Below are 14,317 nucleotides of genomic sequence, written 5' to 3'. Positions count from 1 at the left end.
GGGGACGTGACGAACCAGCTCACGTTCCGGATCTTCACCGAGCCCCAGCAGGGGGCCACCTACGACGACCTGCTCCGGGTCGCGCGTTGTGCCGAGAACGCCGGCTACGACGCGTTCTTCCGCTCCGACCACTACCTGAAGATGGGGTCGGTGACCGGCGAGCCCGGCCCCACCGACGCCTGGACCACGCTGGCCGGCCTGGCGCGGGAGACCAGCCGGGTCCGGCTGGGCACCCTGATGACCGCGGCGACCTTCCGCCAGCCGGGACCGCTGGCGATCACCGTCGCCCAGGTTGACCAGATGTCCGGCGGTCGGGTCGAGTTCGGCCTCGGCTCCGGCTGGTACGCCGAGGAGCACGCCGCCTACGGCATCCCGTTCCCGTCGCTGCGCGAGCGCTTCGACCGCTACGCCGAGCAGTTGGAGATCATCACCGGCCTGTGGGCGACCCCACAGCGCCAGACCTACAGCTTCCGCGGCCGGTACTACGAGGTCGTGGACTCCCCGGCGCTGCCCAAGCCGGCGCAGCAGCCCAGGCCGCCGGTGCTCGTCGGTGGCCTCGGCGCCAAGCGCACGCCCGCGCTCGCGGCCCGGTTCGCCGACGAGTTCAACCTGCCGTTCGTGGACGTCGACACCGCCTGCGCCCAGTTCGAGCGGGTGGACGCCGCGTGCCGGGAGATCGGCCGCGACCCGGGCGAGATCATCCGCTCGGTCGCGCTCGTCGTCTGCGTGGGCAGGGACGAGGCCGAGGTGGCGCGCCGCGCCGACGCCATCGGGCGGGAGGTCGAAGAGCTGCGGCGCAACGGCCTGGCCGGCACCCCGGACGAGGTTGGGGACAAGCTCGCGGTGTGGCGGGAGCGGACCGGGATCCGCCGGGTCTACCTCCAGGTCCTCGACCTGTCCGACCTCGACCACATCGAGCTTTTCGCCGGCGAGGTCGCCCCGCGCTTCCGCTGAGCGCGCCCAGCCGCGCGAGGGCCAACACGAAGGCGGTGCTCGACCCGGTCGAGCACCGCCTTCACGCTGTCTCGTGGCTGGCCGACAGCGACCTGCCGCGACCTGGCCGCGCCGGCTTGCCGCCGTCCTCAGTTGGCGAGGGCGAAGGTGACCCCGGCCGCGGCCGGCTCCGCACGCCGCACCTCGCGCTCGGTCACCGGAATCTCGCCCTCCAGTGCCGCGACGATGGTGCGCTCGGCGATCGGCAGCACCTCGGCCACCGTCACCTCCCGGCCCAGTTCCGCCGACAGCGAGCTGACGCCGGCGTCGGTGATACCGCACGGCACGATCCGGCCCCACGCGGTCATGTCCGGGTTGCAGTTGATGGCGAAGCCGTGCATGGTCACGCCGCGCTGCACCCGCACGCCGATCGCGGCGACCTTGCGCTCCGGCCGCCGGTCGTCGGCGGGCAGCCACACGCCGCTGCGGCCCTGCACCCGCCCGACCTCCGGCACGCCCAGCTCGTCGCACAGCGCGATCAGGCCCTGCTCCACCCGGCGCACGTAGGCGACCACGTCCACCGGCTCGGCCAGCCCGATGATGGGGTAGCCCACCAGCTGGCCGGGCCCGTGCCAGGTGATCTTGCCGCCGCGGTCGACGTCCACCACCGGCGTGCCGTCGTCGGGACGGTCCTCCGGCCGGGTGCGCTTGCCGGCGGTGTAGACCGAGGGGTGCTCCAGCAACAGCAGCGTGTCGCGCCCGCTGCCCTCCGCGCGCGCCTGGTTCAGCTCGCGCTGCAGGTCCCAGGCGGCGACGTAGTCGATCGTGCCCAGGCGCCGCACCTCGACCGGGTCGGTCGCCAGGCGGCAGGAGATGTCAGGACGGCTCACGGCAGCCGACCCTACGCCGCCCTACCGGCGCGTCGCCAAACCGGAAGCCGCCGGTAGACAGCCCGGCCGACCGTGGGCGAGGCCTGGACGCGACGTCCGGGGACCCAACCCGGTCCAACATTGCCCATATCGCGGCTACCCGGGCAAAGACGGTCGGGCCGACGGGGCTCGCGGTGTTCAGTCCCGGGTCAGGCAGGCCCGCAGCGCCGCGCCGACCGACGGGTGCAGGAAGGAGAAGCCGTGCCGCTCCAGCACGGCGGGGACCGCCCGCTGACCGGCCAGGATCTCGTCGGCGGCCTCGCCCAGCAGGGCGCGCAGCGCGAACGCCGGTGCCACCCACGGGGCCGGCCGCCCCATGGCATCGGCCAGCGCGTGGGTGAACTCCTGGTTGGTGACCGGTGCCGGGGCGGCGAGGTTGACCGGCCCGGACACCGCGTCGTGTTCCAGGATGAACCGGATCGCCGAGACCTCGTCGTCCAGCGAGATCCACGACATGTACTGCCGGCCGTTGCCCAGCCGCCCGCCGAGCAACACCGCGAACAGCGGGCGGAGCCGGCCCATGATGCCGCCGGCGGGGGAGAGCACGATCCCGGTGCGGATGCGCGCCACCCGCACCCCGGCCTCGGCGGCCGGTGCCGTCGCCTCCTCCCAGCGCTGGCACAACTCGGCCAGGAACCCGCTGCCGGGCGGGGCCTCCTCGGTCACCACGTCGTCGCCGCTGTCGCCGTAGTAGCCGACCGCCGAGGCGTTCACCAGCACCGGCACGCCCTGCTCCGCCACGGCCCCGGCCAGCACCTCGGTGGGCACCACCCGGCTGTCCAACAGCAGCTGCTTGCGGGCGGCCGACCATCTGCGGTCCGCGATCCCGGCACCGGCCAGGTTCACCACCGCGTCCGCCCCGTCCAGGGCACCCGGCTGCAGCTCACCGGCCGGCGGGTCCCAGCCACGCTCGTCCGGGGCGGCGGGCCGTCGGCGCACCAGGCGCACCACCTCGTGCCCCGCCGCCCGCAGCGCGGGGACGAGGGCGGTACCGATCAGGCCGGAGGAGCCGGCGATCACCACGCGCATGGGCCTGATCGTGGCGGAGGAAGGGGACGAACGCGACCCCGGCAGGCTGTGACCGGCGCCCCTTGGACTCGCCTGGGTGATGCCCGCAGGGCGCCGGGAGGCAGCGAGGAACCCCGATACCACCTGGGGAGAACACCGATGGCCGGAACCGGCACGTGACGCGCGCCGGCGGGAGAGCCCGAGAAAGTGGAAGGCCCCCGCGCGGCGGGGGCCTTCCACTGCTCTTTCAGCTGCTCTTCGGTGGGTGGTCTACAGGCCGAGGTCGGCCTCGAACGCACCCTCCTCCAGGCGCTTCTTGATGGCTGTCAGGAACCGGCCAGCGTCCGCACCGTCCACCAGACGGTGGTCGTAGGTCAGCGCCAGGTACGCCATCGAGCGGATCGCGATGGTGTCGCCACCGGCCTCGTCGGTCACCACGACCGGCCGCTTGGTCACCACGCCGACGCCCAGGATGCCGACCTGCGGCTGCACGATGATCGGGGTGTCGAACAACGCCCCGTTGCTGCCCAGGTTGGTCAGCGAGAACGTGCCGCCGGCCAGCTCGTCCGGGGTGACCTTGTTGGCCCGGGTCCGCTCGGCCAGGTCGGAGATCTTGTGCGCCAGGCCGACCAGGTTCAGGTCACCGGCGTTGTGGATCACCGCGTTGAGCAGCCCGCGCTCGGTGTCGATCGCGATGCCCAGGTGCTCGGCACCGTGGTAGACGACCTCGTTGGTCTCCTCGTTGATCGAGGCGTTCAGCTTCGGGTGCTGCTTGAGCGCCTCGACCGCGGCCTTGGCGAAGAACGGCAGGAAGGTGAGCTTGACGCCCTCCCGCTCCAGGAACGCCTTCTTGGCCCGGTCCCGCAGCCGCGCGATCTTGGTGACGTCCACCTCGAAGACCTGCGTGAGCTGCGCCGACACCTGTAGTGACTCGCGGGTGCGCTGCGCGACGATCTGCCGCAGCCGGGACAGCCGCTCGGTCTTGCCGCGCAGTGCCTTGGCCTCCGCGGTCGGCTCGGCCGCCGCGGCGCGCGCCGCGGGCGCGGTCGGGGCGGCGGCCGGCGGCTGCGGCGCCGCGGCCTGCTTGGCGGCCTCGACCGCCGCCAGCACGTCCTGCTTGCGGATCCGGCCACCAACCCCGGTGCCCTTGATCGTCGCCAGGTCCACGCCGTGCTCCGCGGCGAGCTTGCGCACCAGCGGCGTCACGTACGGGGCGCCCGCCTCGCCGTTGCCCTGCGGAGCCGGGGCCTCGGCCGGCGGCTGGGCCGGTGCTGCCGGCTGCGCGGGCGCCGGCGGAGCGGCCGGCGGCTGCCATGCCTGCTGCGGCTGGGCCGCCGGCGGCTGCTCGGCGGGCGGTGCCGGCGGTGCGGGCGGTGCGGGCGCCTCCGCCTGCGGCGGGGCCGCAGGCTCGGCCGGTGCGGGCGCCGGCGCGGCGCCCGGCGCACCCACCACGGCGAGCTCGGCGCCGACCTCGACGGTCTGGTCCTCGCCGGCCCTGATCTCCAGCAGCGTGCCGGCGACCGGGGAGGGGATCTCGGTGTCGACCTTGTCGGTGGAGACCTCGAGCAGGGGCTCGTCGACCTCGACGGTGTCGCCGACCTGCTTCAACCACCGGGTGACCGTGCCCTCCGTGACGCTCTCGCCGAGCGCCGGCATGGTCACCGGGGTGCCCTGGGCGGCGCCACCGGTGGGCTGCTGCGGCGCTGCCGGCGCTGCCGGCTGTTCGGCGGGTGCGGCCGGGGCCGCCGGGGCGGGCTGCTCCGCGGCCGGCGCGGGGGCCGGGGCGGCCGGCTGCTCGGCCGGGGCCTCACCCTCCTCACCGATCACCGCGAGCTCGGCGCCGACCTCGACGGTCTCGTCCTCACCCACCACGATCTTCTGCAGGACACCGGCGGCCGGGGAGGGGATCTCGGTGTCGACCTTGTCGGTGGAGACCTCGAGCAGGGGCTCGTCGACCTCGACGGTGTCGCCGACCTGCTTCAACCACCGGGTGACCGTGCCCTCCGTGACGCTCTCGCCGAGCGCCGGCATCTGGACGGAGAAGGCCATCGTTCGCTGACTCCTCAGTGCTCGTGCTGGCTTGGCTGTTGCCTCGACCCGCCCGTCAGCCGTGCGCGTGCAGCGGCTTGCCGGCCAGGGCCAGGTGGGCCTCGCCGAGGGCTTCGTTCTGGGTGGGGTGCGCGTGCACCAGCGGTGCGACGTCGTCGGCGTGGGCCTCCCAGTTGTAGATGAGCTGGGCCTCGCCGATGAGTTCGCCGACCCGCGAGCCGACCATGTGCACCCCGACCACCGGGCCGTCGGCGGCCTTCACCAGCTTGATCGCGCCTGCCGTCTTCAGGATCTGGCTCTTGCCGTTGCCGGCCAGGTCGTAGGTGACGGTCTCCACGGCGCCGTACCGTTCCTTGGCCTGCGCCTCGGTCAGGCCCACCGAGGCGACCTCGGGCTCGCAGTAGGTGACTCGCGGGATGCCGGTCTCCTCGATCGGCCGCGGGTTCGCCCCGGCGACCTCCTCGGCGATGAAGATGCCCTGCTGGAAGCCGCGGTGCGCCAGCTGCAGGCCCGGCACCAGGTCACCGACCGCGTACACGTTCGGCAGGTTGGTGCGCAGCCGCTCGTCGGCGAGGACGAAGCCGCGGTCCATGGCGATGCCGGCCTCCTCGTAGCCGTGGCCGGCGCTGTTCGGCCCGCGGCCCACCGCGACCAGCAGCACGTCGGCCTCCAGCTGCTCGCCGGACTCCAGGCTGACCGACACGCCGGTGCCGGTCTGGGTGGCGCCGGTGAACTTCACGCCGGTCCTGAACGTGATTCCGCGCCGGCGGAAGGCCCGCTCCAGCTGCTTGGAACAGAACTCGTCCTCGGCCGGGACCAGGCGGGGGAGGGCCTCGACGATGGTGACGTCGGCGCCGAAGGACCGCCACACGCTGGCGAACTCCACGCCGATGACACCGCCGCCGAGGACGACCACCCGCTCCGGCACCGAGTCCAGGGCCAGTGCCTGGTCGCTGGTGATGACCCGGCCGCCGATCTCCAGCCCGGGCAGGCTGCGCGCGTACGAGCCGGTGGCGAGCACGACGTTGCGGCCGGTGTAGCGCTGGCCGTTGACCTCGACCGCGTTCGGGGCGACGAAGCGGCCGGTGCCCTCGACGTAGGTGATGCCGCGCGACTTCACCAGCCCCTGCAGGCCCTTGTACAGCCGGCCGACCACACCGTCCTTGTAGGAGTTGACACCGGCGATGTCGATGCCCTCCAGCGAGGTCTTGATGCCCAACTGGTCGCCCTCGCGAGCCAGGTCGGCGACCTCCGCCGCGTGCAGCAGCGCCTTGGTCGGGATGCACCCGCGGTGCAGGCAGGTGCCGCCGAGCTTGTCCTTCTCCACCAGGACGACGGACAGGCCGAGCTGTGCCGCGCGGAGGGCGCAGGCGTAGCCGCCCGATCCGCCGCCGAGGATCACGAGGTCGGCGGAGGTGTCGGTCACGGGATCTCCTCGACAGGCAACGTTGACTTCTGAAGGTCAGGCATGCCACGCGCGCCTGTAGGCGCGCGGCCATCCGCCATCTTGTCACCTGTTCGGCAGTGTCTGCGACGCGGGTTGCCGCATGTCGTGCTGATCTCCGCCCTCCTTTCCGGGCGCCTGCCGCACCCGGCGCCTGCTTACCGGAACCGACCGGTGGACCGCAGGAGGGACGGCACCGATGTCGCCTGACGGAAGCCCGTGCTCACTAAACTGGGTGAACCGGCATGATCGGGAACGAAACGGCAGGTGGGAGGTGGCTCGGTGGGTCTGTTCGACCGGTTCCGCCGGCGTGGAAAGCAGGGGGTGCTGCGCACCGCGACCGACGCCGACACCACATATCTGGAGGGTTGGGCCAGCAGCCGGCGCGGCGTCGAGGCGTACCTGGAACCCCGTACCACGGTGACCGAGACCACGGTGGTGTTGATCGCACACGACGGCGAGTGGACCCGGCGGCGGGTCGCGGGCCCGGATGCGGCGCACCGGTGGGCGCGGAAGATGGGCATCCCGCTCTACGACGTACAGAAAACCGGCTACCCCCAGCGGATGCGCGACTACACGGCGCGACAGCGGGCACTTCGGAAAAAGGACGCCAGCTCGTAGTGGTCAGCAGGTTCGGGGCCCTTCGGGTCGACGGGGAAAGAACAGGCGGGGCGCTGCTGATCTCGCGGCCGCGACGCGGCGGACCCGGAAATCGACGGAGCGGGCCCCGCCATTGGCGAAGCCCGCTCACCAGAACGGCCGAATGCGTTGTCCCACTGACAGATTCGGGTCAGCGCTGGAAGCCGTAGGCGCGTTCCACCTTGGCGACCCGCACCTCGTACGCCTCGTACCAGTCGGCCCGGCCCCGCTCCTGGGCCGCGATGTGCTCGACGTTGCGCCGCCAGTTCCGGATGGACTCCTCGTCCCGCCAGTACGAGACCGTGATGCCCAGGTTGACGTCCCGGGCGCTCTCCACCCCCAGGAAACCCGGCTGCCGGGCGGCCAGCTCGACCATCTGCGTGGCGGTCACGCCGTAGCCGTCCCCGACCTCGGTCCGGCGGGAGCTGAAGATCACCGCGTAGTAGGGCGGGTTCGGCAGCCCCGCGAGTCCCGACATCACCACGTTCCACCCCCGCCTCGACTACCCCGGCCTGTTGACCGCAAAGACGATAAGGACGTGCCCATGATCGGGGCACACCCTGTATCTCCCTCGTCTCCCCGTCTGTCGCACGCGTCCGTGCCGTGTGTGGTCGCCGGTTCCGGCGGCGGGACATGGACCGATCGCTGCGTTGCCGACGGCGGGACTGACTGTCCCCGGTCTGAGGCCGGGGACAGCCGGTCGACAAAGGTCTTGGGTCAGCCGTTGGCCGCGATGTCCGCCAGGACCGCGGCGATCGTGCGCACCGGCACACCCGTGCCGCCCTTGGCCGTGTAGCCGTGCGGGCCACCGGAGTTGTAGGCGGGACCGGCGATGTCGATGTGCGCCCAGGACACGCCCTCGGCCACGAACTCGCGCAGGAACAGGCCGGCGGCGAGCATGCCGCCCCAACGGTGACCGGTGATATTGGCCAGGTCCGCCAGCCGCGAGTCGAGGTCGGCACGCAGCTCCTCGGGCAGCGGCATCGGCCACGCCGACTCGCCGTTGGCCCGCGCGAGCTCGGCAACGCGGTCCCGGAACTCCGCCGAGCCCATCACACCGGCCGTGCGCGTGCCCAGCGCCACGACCGCGGCGCCGGTCAGCGTCGAGGTCTCGATCAGGTAGTCGGGCTCCTCCGCACAGGCGCGGCTGATCGCGTCGCACAGGATCAGCCGGCCCTCGGCGTCGGTGTTGAGCACCTCGACGGTCTTGCCGCTGTAGGTGGTGAGCACGTCGCCGGGCCGGTATGCGGTGCCGGAGGGCATGTTCTCCGCCATCGGGGCCCAGGCCACGACCTCCAGCGGGTACTTGAGCTTGGCGGCCAGCAACACGCCGGCGATGACCCCGGCGGCCCCGGCCATGTCGGAGGTCATCTCCTCCATCTTGGCCGCGGGCTTGATGGAGATGCCGCCGGTGTCGAAGGTGATGCCCTTGCCCACCAGCGCGACCTTCTTCTTGGCGCGCGGGCCCTTGTACCGCAACCGCACCAGCCGTGGCGGGCGGGCGGATCCGCCGCCGACACCGAGGATGCCGCCGTAGCCGCCCTTGCGCAGTGCCTTCTCGTCCAGCACCTCGACCTCCAGGCCGGCCTCGCGGCCCAGCTCGGCGGCGCGCTCGGCAAAGGCGGCCGGGTGCAGCTCGTTCGGCGGGGTGTTGACGAAGTCGCGGGCCGTGCACACCGCCTCGGCGATCGCGGTCGCCGCCTTCACCGTGGCCTTGTGCTCCCGCGCGGTGCCGTCGGTGGGCGCCACCAGCTCGACGCGGCCGACCGGGTTGTCGCCCTTGTCGGACTTGTAGGTGGTGAACACATAGGCGCCGAGCAGTGTGCCCTGGGCGGTTGCGGCGAGGTCGACGGCGGACAGCGTGCTGACGGCCTTGGCGGTGCCGCGCAACGCGCGGGCGGCGGCCCCGGCGGCCCGCCGCACCTGCTCGGCGGTCACCTCCTCGTCCACCGGGCGGCCCAGGCCCGTCGCGATCAGCACGTCTGCGGTGACCGCGCCCCGGGTGGGCACCTTGACGACCTCGTCGGCCTTGCCGGTGGCGCCGAGCAGCTTCAACAGCTCCAGCAGCCCACCGCCGAACGCGGCGTCGACCGGCTCCGCACCCGGCGCGAGCTCCAACCCGTCGGGACCCTGCACCGTGCCGACGACGACCGCGTCGACGGGCAGTCCGGCGGGATCACTGTCGGTGAGCGCGAGCTTCGGCAAGGTCACGGGTGGCTCCTTTGTGGACTCCGGGACGCACGGGCCGGGATGTGCTACGGACCGTGAGGAACTCGGCTGATGCTAATCCGGGTCGTGGCAGGATCAGCCGTCAGGTGGTTTCCGAAGTCCACTCGGATCTGGCACGGTGGGGCGCGTGACGCAAGAGCTGCAGCAGCAGCCGAGCGCGTCCAGCACCGGCCCCCTGACCCGGTCCATTCCCACGACCGTCCTGCTCGGACTCGGTGGGATGGTGGGTGCGGGGGTCTTCCTCGGACCGGCGCCCGCCGCAGCGCTCGCGGGTCGGTGGTTCCTCCTCGCCCTGGTGCTCACCGCGCTCGCCACCACCTGCTTCGTCCTGGCCAGCGCGGGCGCCTCCGCCGCACACGGCGAGCCTGGCGGCAGCTACACCTACATCCGCGACCAGCTCGGTCCGGTGCCCGCGCGCATCGCCGGGGCACTGGCCCTGGCCGGGCGGTCCGCGGCGGCCGCCGCGATCGCCGGCACGCTGGGCGCCTACACGGCGCCGAACCGGCCCGAGGTGGTCGCCGTGGCGGCGATCGTTCTCGGCGTCGCGTTCAACGTCGCGAAGCTGCGGCTGCGGGCCTGGGGGTGGCGGCTGGTCCCCGTCGTCCTCGCGGTGCTGGCGGTTGTGGTGGTCGCGGCCTTCGCCCTGCCCCCGGAAGGTCCGCCGCCGGTGGCGCAGCCGGGCATGCCGGGTGCGGACAACCCGCGGGGCCTGTTGGCCGCCGCCGCGGTCTCGTTCTTCCACTTCGCCGGTTTCGAGCGGCTGACCTCGCCGCCCTCGCCGGCCGAGCGTTACCCGCAACGCACGCTTAGGATCGCGTTGCCCATCGTCATGGTGGCCGCCGTGGTGACACAGCTCATCGTCGGTGCCGCCCTGCTGTACCAGCTGGGGGCTGCCCGGCTGGCACTGTCCCGGGCACCGTTGGGCGACCTGCTGGTGGCTGCCGATGCCGCGACGTTGCGACCGCTGGTGGCGGTCGGGGCGGCGGCCGCGATGCTGCCGCTGCTGATCGTCGCACTGGCCGCGATCCGCAACACCGCGGTGGCGGCGATTCGCGGCCGGGACGTGCCGGTGCGGGCCACGGTCGCGGTCGGCCGGCGTGGCCCGTGGCGGCTGGACGTGGTCAGCGGCGGGCTCGCGGCCGCGTTGACCGTGACGCTCGGGCCCGTGCTCGCCCTGCAGCTGGCCGCGAGCTGCCTGCTCTTCTACTACGCCTTCGCCAGCGCCGCGGCGCGTCTGATCCTGCAGGACGGGCCGGTCTGGCCGATGCGGGCCGCCTGCGTGGGGATGGTTGTCTCGGTGATCCTCGGGATGTGCGCACCGGTGCCCCTGCTGATCGCCACCTTGGGGATCGCCGCGATCGGCGCCGGCGCCGGTGCGGTGATCGCGCGGCGTTGGTAGCGGGCGAAGTCCCGGCTTCTGGTTCGCGGCCTTGGTGATCTGGTCGTGTCTCCGTCCTGACACGATGCGTTCTCGCGTAGGCAGCCGGATTTCGCGGCGCCGCGAGACGTGCCGCCGCAGTCGCGACAGGCTCACGCCCGGCGAGAATGTCGGGCCGTTTGCGGAATGGAGATCGGGTGATGGGTGTGTTGGCTGACGGCGGCCGGGTGTGGCAGCCGGGTGAGACCGCCGTGCTGCGGTTCGTGCGACGTGACGGCAGCCTGGGCCAACACCATCCGATGCGCACACTTCGCGATGACGGGTCGGTCCTGCTCGCCTGGTTGCCCGTCGACACCGAGATCGTGGGGACGAGACTCGTCGATGGCCGCGACCAGCGGGATGCCTCGCTGACCGAGCGTTTCACGTTGCCGCGCGAGCGTTTCCGCAGCCGGTGGCACCGCACCTCGAACGTGCGACTGATCGACGAGGACTCGTGGTCGAGCGTGTGGTGGTTCTTCGAGCCGGACGGCACCTTCCACCACTGGTACGTGAACCTCGAGGTGCCGGTGGGACGCACGGCGCATACCGTCGACCGCCGGGACGGCGTGCTCGACCTCCGGGTCTCACCGGACCGTGGCTGGGAGTGGAAGGACGAGGACGAGGCCGGGGCGGCGGTCGACGCCGGGCTGTTCACCGCGGCGGAGATGGCCCAGCTGCGGGCGGAGGGGGAGCGGATGATCGCGTTGGCCGAGGCGGGGCGGTTCCCGTTCGACGGCACGTGGTGCGACTTCCGGCCCGAGCCGGGGTGGGACCGACCCCGGCTGCCGGACGCGGTCGGGGCGGCGGGATGAGGGCCGCGGACCTGCGGTGGCACGCGTTGTCGTTGCCGGCGGTGGAGGAGGTCGAGACCTGGGGCCTGTCGACGTTCCGGGTGCGCCGCAAGATCTTCGCGATGCTGTCGGCGGACGGCCTCGCCGCGAGCATCAAGGCGACCCCCGACGTGCAGGCGGCCTTGACCAGCGCCCGCCCAGACATCTACTCGGTTGCCGCCTACGTGGGCCGCTACGGCTGGGTGTCCGTCGTGGTACGGACCGCGGACCACGGTGAGGTGTGCGACCTGCTGACCGAGGCGTGGCGACGCACCGCACCGAAACGCGTCGTCACCGAGTTCGACGCCGGCACGTGACCGCATTCTGGAGCGTGGGGCGCGATCTACCCGCCCCGGAGCGGTGATCCGGGTCGGGGCCAGCGGAGTCGCACGGCGGTGGACCGCCGTGCGACTCAGAACAGGATGGCGTCACAGGATGGCGTCGAGCGGGGCGAGGAGGGCCACGAGCACGGCCAGCCCCCGGCCCAGCGGCAGGAGCCCGGCCAGGCCCGCCGTCCGTAGTTCGTCGGGGACACTGGTGGGGCGGGGCGCCTCGTCCGGCTCCCGGTGGGCGGCCACGGTGTGATCGTGAGCCCGTGGACCCCTCGCGTGGAGGTGATCGCAGAATGGTTGGAAGCCCGACAAGTGGGAACAAGACTTTCGGGGTCAAGACCGTGGGTTACGGTGCTCGCATGACGTCAGCGTTGCCGTTCTCCCGGACCCCGCACCCGAACCCGGTCCCGCCGCGGCGGCGGGCCGAGGTCCTGGCCAACCCGGGTTTCGGGCAGCACTTCACCGACCACATGGTGGCGATCGACCACAACCCGGACCAGGGCTGGCACGACGCCCGGGTCGAGCCGTACCGGCCGTTCGAGCTGGACCCGGCGGCCATGGTGCTGCACTACGGGCAGGCCATCTTCGAGGGCCTCAAGGCGTACCGCCAGCCCGACGGCTCGATCGCCTCGTTCCGTCCCGAGGCCAACGCGGCCCGGCTCCGCTCCTCGGCGCGCCGGCTGGCCATGCCCGAGCTGCCCGACGGGGTGTTCCTCGACTCGCTGCGCGAGCTGGTGGCGGTGGACCGCGAGTGGGTCCCCAGCGAGGAGGAGGAGTCGCTGTACCTGCGGCCGTTCATGATCGCCACCGAGCGGGGCCTGGGGGTGCGGCCGGCCAAGGAGTACCGCTACCTGCTGATCGCCTCGCCGGCGGGTTCCTACTTCCCGGGCGGCGTCAAGCCGGTGAGCGTGTGGCTGTCCACCGAGTACGTGCGGGCGTGCCCCGGCGGCACCGGCGCCGCCAAGTTCGCCGGGAACTACGCCGCTTCCCTGCGGGCGCAGGCCGAGGCCGCCGAGCAGGGCTGCGACCAGGTGGTGTGGCTGGACGCCTGCGAGCGGCAGTGGGTCGAGGAGATGGGCGGGATGAACCTGTTCTTCGTCTTCGGCTCGGGCGCCCAGGCGCGGCTGGTCACCCCGGAGCTGACCGGCAGCCTGCTGCCGGGCGTCATCCGCAGCTCGTTGCTCCAGCTGGGGCGGGACCTGGGCCTGGGGGTGGAGGAGCGGCGGATCTCCACCGACGAGTGGGAGAAGGGTGTGGCCTCCGGTGATATCACTGAGGTCTTCGCCTGCGGCACGGCGGCCGTGATCACCCCGGTGGGCCGGGTCAAGCACGCGCATGGCGAGTTCCTGATCAACAACGGTGCGGCCGGTGAGGTCTCGATGCGGCTGCGTCGCCATCTCACCGACATCCAGCGGGGCTTGGTGGCCGACCCGCACGGCTGGATGACCCGCCTCGCCTGAGCGGGCACCCGCGACGTCTCGCGCCGGCACCGGTTCGGGCCACGCCCCGCAAGGGTGCCGGCGCGACGTGTGTCCGCCGGGTCCGCCAGCGCCACCCACCGTGCCCGGACCCTCGCGTCGACGTTTCCACATTTGTTCCGCGCAGCAATTTCTGGCCTGCTCCTCCCGGGTGGAATGAGCGGGCTTTGGTTGACCGATTTTCGGGTGCGGTGGCGGTGTCAATACCGTTGGGTCGACCCAGGTGCACTCGGCGCATCCGGTAGACCTTGGTTACGGCACGTGCGGGAAAACGTTGCCGGAGCGTGCTTTCGGGTGTGACGAAGAATTTCTTCTGGTCTGACGGGGTGGGTTCCTCCGGCGGAGAGGTGAATATTTTTGTTGGGCGTTGTTTGTTGTTCTCCCGCTGGTTTGGATGATGGCAGCGGTACCGCCTCGCCCGGGAAATTTGCCCCAGGAGGAATGTGTTCATGAAGGCTCGGAGTCTCGTCGTCGCCGCGCTCGCCGGCCTGGCAATGCTGGCCGCACCGCAGGCGATGGCCCAGGAACAGCCGCACGCCGACCAGCCGGCCGCCACTGCGGCCGGGCAGTGTTACCAGAATTTCACGGTGAACAACAAGGGCGCCTACGTCATGTGGTTCCAGATGCAGACGAAGGGTGGTGTCGAGACGTCCTGGACCGGGAGCTTCCCGGTCGCGCAGTCCCGCACCATCGACATGGGGCGCGCGGAGATCGCCGAGGGGACCCAGGTTCGGGTGCACGCGAAGGCTGCCGCTGGCATGGACTTCTACAGCGGGTACGTGACCTTCTGCAAGAACGGTTACACGAAGACCTGGGACGCCTACGGAACGACCTTCAACGCCTGGCTCGAGGACGCCTGACAGGTGTGACCGTGCGGGCGGGTGGGCGACACCCGCCCGCACCCTTTTCTTCCGGATTGAGTGAAATCGTTGTTCAGTGTTCCGTTCGATTGTTGGTTCGGTGTGTGTCGACCAGGTCAGCCCAGGGTGCAGATTGGTGAGCGGTCGTGGTTGTGCACCGGCATCGGTT

Annotated in this window: 14 protein-coding genes; 7 read left to right on the top strand and 7 right to left on the bottom strand. The window is 72.0% G+C overall.

Annotation, left to right across the window (positions count from 1 at the left end; genetic code table 11):
* The first annotated feature begins 6 nt into the window (after window positions 1-6).
* A complete protein-coding gene (locus tag IEY55_RS13055; protein ID WP_189057456.1) occupies window positions 7-954 on the top strand; it encodes an LLM class F420-dependent oxidoreductase in 948 nt (315 codons plus the stop codon).
* Between the two features lie 128 nt (window positions 955-1,082).
* Here IEY55_RS13055 and lipB read toward each other — a convergent pair whose 3' ends face one another.
* From lipB to lpdA, 4 genes are all read right to left on the bottom strand, one after another.
* Complete coding sequence (gene lipB / locus IEY55_RS13050; RefSeq protein WP_189057454.1) at window positions 1,083-1,823, bottom strand: lipoyl(octanoyl) transferase LipB; 741 nt, start codon at window positions 1,821-1,823, stop codon at window positions 1,083-1,085.
* A 177-nt stretch (window positions 1,824-2,000) separates the two neighbouring features.
* On the bottom strand, window positions 2,001-2,891 hold the full coding sequence (locus tag IEY55_RS13045; RefSeq protein ID WP_189057452.1) for a TIGR01777 family oxidoreductase: 891 nt from the start codon (window positions 2,889-2,891) through the stop codon (window positions 2,001-2,003).
* A 249-nt stretch (window positions 2,892-3,140) separates the two neighbouring features.
* A complete protein-coding gene (sucB, locus tag IEY55_RS13040; RefSeq protein ID WP_189057450.1) occupies window positions 3,141-4,919 on the bottom strand; it encodes a 2-oxoglutarate dehydrogenase, E2 component, dihydrolipoamide succinyltransferase in 1,779 nt (592 codons plus the stop codon).
* Window positions 4,920-4,974: 55 nt separating this feature from the next.
* A complete protein-coding gene (lpdA, locus tag IEY55_RS13035; RefSeq protein ID WP_189057449.1) occupies window positions 4,975-6,345 on the bottom strand; it encodes a dihydrolipoyl dehydrogenase in 1,371 nt (456 codons plus the stop codon).
* A gap of 300 nt (window positions 6,346-6,645) precedes the next feature.
* Between lpdA and IEY55_RS13030 the strand changes: the two genes are divergently transcribed.
* Window positions 6,646-6,984, top strand: coding sequence for an oxidoreductase (locus IEY55_RS13030; RefSeq protein ID WP_189057447.1), 339 nt, complete (start codon window positions 6,646-6,648; stop codon window positions 6,982-6,984).
* Between the two features lie 169 nt (window positions 6,985-7,153).
* On the opposite strand, the gene IEY55_RS13025 is transcribed toward IEY55_RS13030, so the two are convergent.
* Window positions 7,154-7,480, bottom strand: coding sequence for an antibiotic biosynthesis monooxygenase family protein (locus IEY55_RS13025; RefSeq protein WP_189057445.1), 327 nt, complete (start codon window positions 7,478-7,480; stop codon window positions 7,154-7,156).
* Between the two features lie 239 nt (window positions 7,481-7,719).
* A complete protein-coding gene (locus IEY55_RS13020; protein ID WP_189057443.1) occupies window positions 7,720-9,213 on the bottom strand; it encodes a leucyl aminopeptidase in 1,494 nt (497 codons plus the stop codon).
* Between the two features lie 145 nt (window positions 9,214-9,358).
* Between IEY55_RS13020 and IEY55_RS13015 the strand changes: the two genes are divergently transcribed.
* From IEY55_RS13015 to IEY55_RS13005, 3 genes are all read left to right on the top strand, one after another.
* Window positions 9,359-10,630, top strand: a complete 1,272-nt coding sequence (locus tag IEY55_RS13015; RefSeq protein ID WP_189057441.1) for an APC family permease — start codon at window positions 9,359-9,361, stop codon at window positions 10,628-10,630.
* Window positions 10,631-10,809: 179 nt separating this feature from the next.
* The gene (locus tag IEY55_RS13010; protein ID WP_189057439.1) at window positions 10,810-11,460 is read left to right on the top strand and encodes a ribonuclease FAU-1 family protein; all 651 of its coding nucleotides are present in this window, start codon (window positions 10,810-10,812) and stop codon (window positions 11,458-11,460) included.
* A complete protein-coding gene (locus IEY55_RS13005; protein WP_189057438.1) occupies window positions 11,457-11,795 on the top strand; it encodes an MmcQ/YjbR family DNA-binding protein in 339 nt (112 codons plus the stop codon). The genes IEY55_RS13010 and IEY55_RS13005 overlap by 4 nt, the downstream gene beginning before the upstream one ends.
* Before the next feature lie 111 nt (window positions 11,796-11,906).
* Here IEY55_RS13005 and IEY55_RS13000 read toward each other — a convergent pair whose 3' ends face one another.
* Window positions 11,907-12,056: a hypothetical protein gene (locus IEY55_RS13000; protein ID WP_189057436.1), complete on the bottom strand. Its 150-nt coding sequence runs from the start codon at window positions 12,054-12,056 to the stop codon at window positions 11,907-11,909.
* Window positions 12,057-12,169: 113 nt separating this feature from the next.
* Here IEY55_RS13000 and IEY55_RS12995 point away from each other — a divergent pair, with 113 nt between their 5' ends.
* Complete coding sequence (locus tag IEY55_RS12995) at window positions 12,170-13,270, top strand: branched-chain amino acid aminotransferase (protein ID WP_189057434.1); 1,101 nt, start codon at window positions 12,170-12,172, stop codon at window positions 13,268-13,270.
* Window positions 13,271-13,737: 467 nt separating this feature from the next.
* On the top strand, window positions 13,738-14,148 hold the full coding sequence (locus tag IEY55_RS12990; protein ID WP_189057432.1) for a hypothetical protein: 411 nt from the start codon (window positions 13,738-13,740) through the stop codon (window positions 14,146-14,148).
* Window positions 14,149-14,317: the final 169 nt, after the last annotated feature.

This window comes from Longimycelium tulufanense (genome assembly GCF_014645795.1).
GTDB lineage: Bacteria > Actinomycetota > Actinomycetes > Mycobacteriales > Pseudonocardiaceae > Longimycelium > Longimycelium tulufanense.
This window is presented reverse-complemented; position numbering and strand designations above follow the sequence as displayed.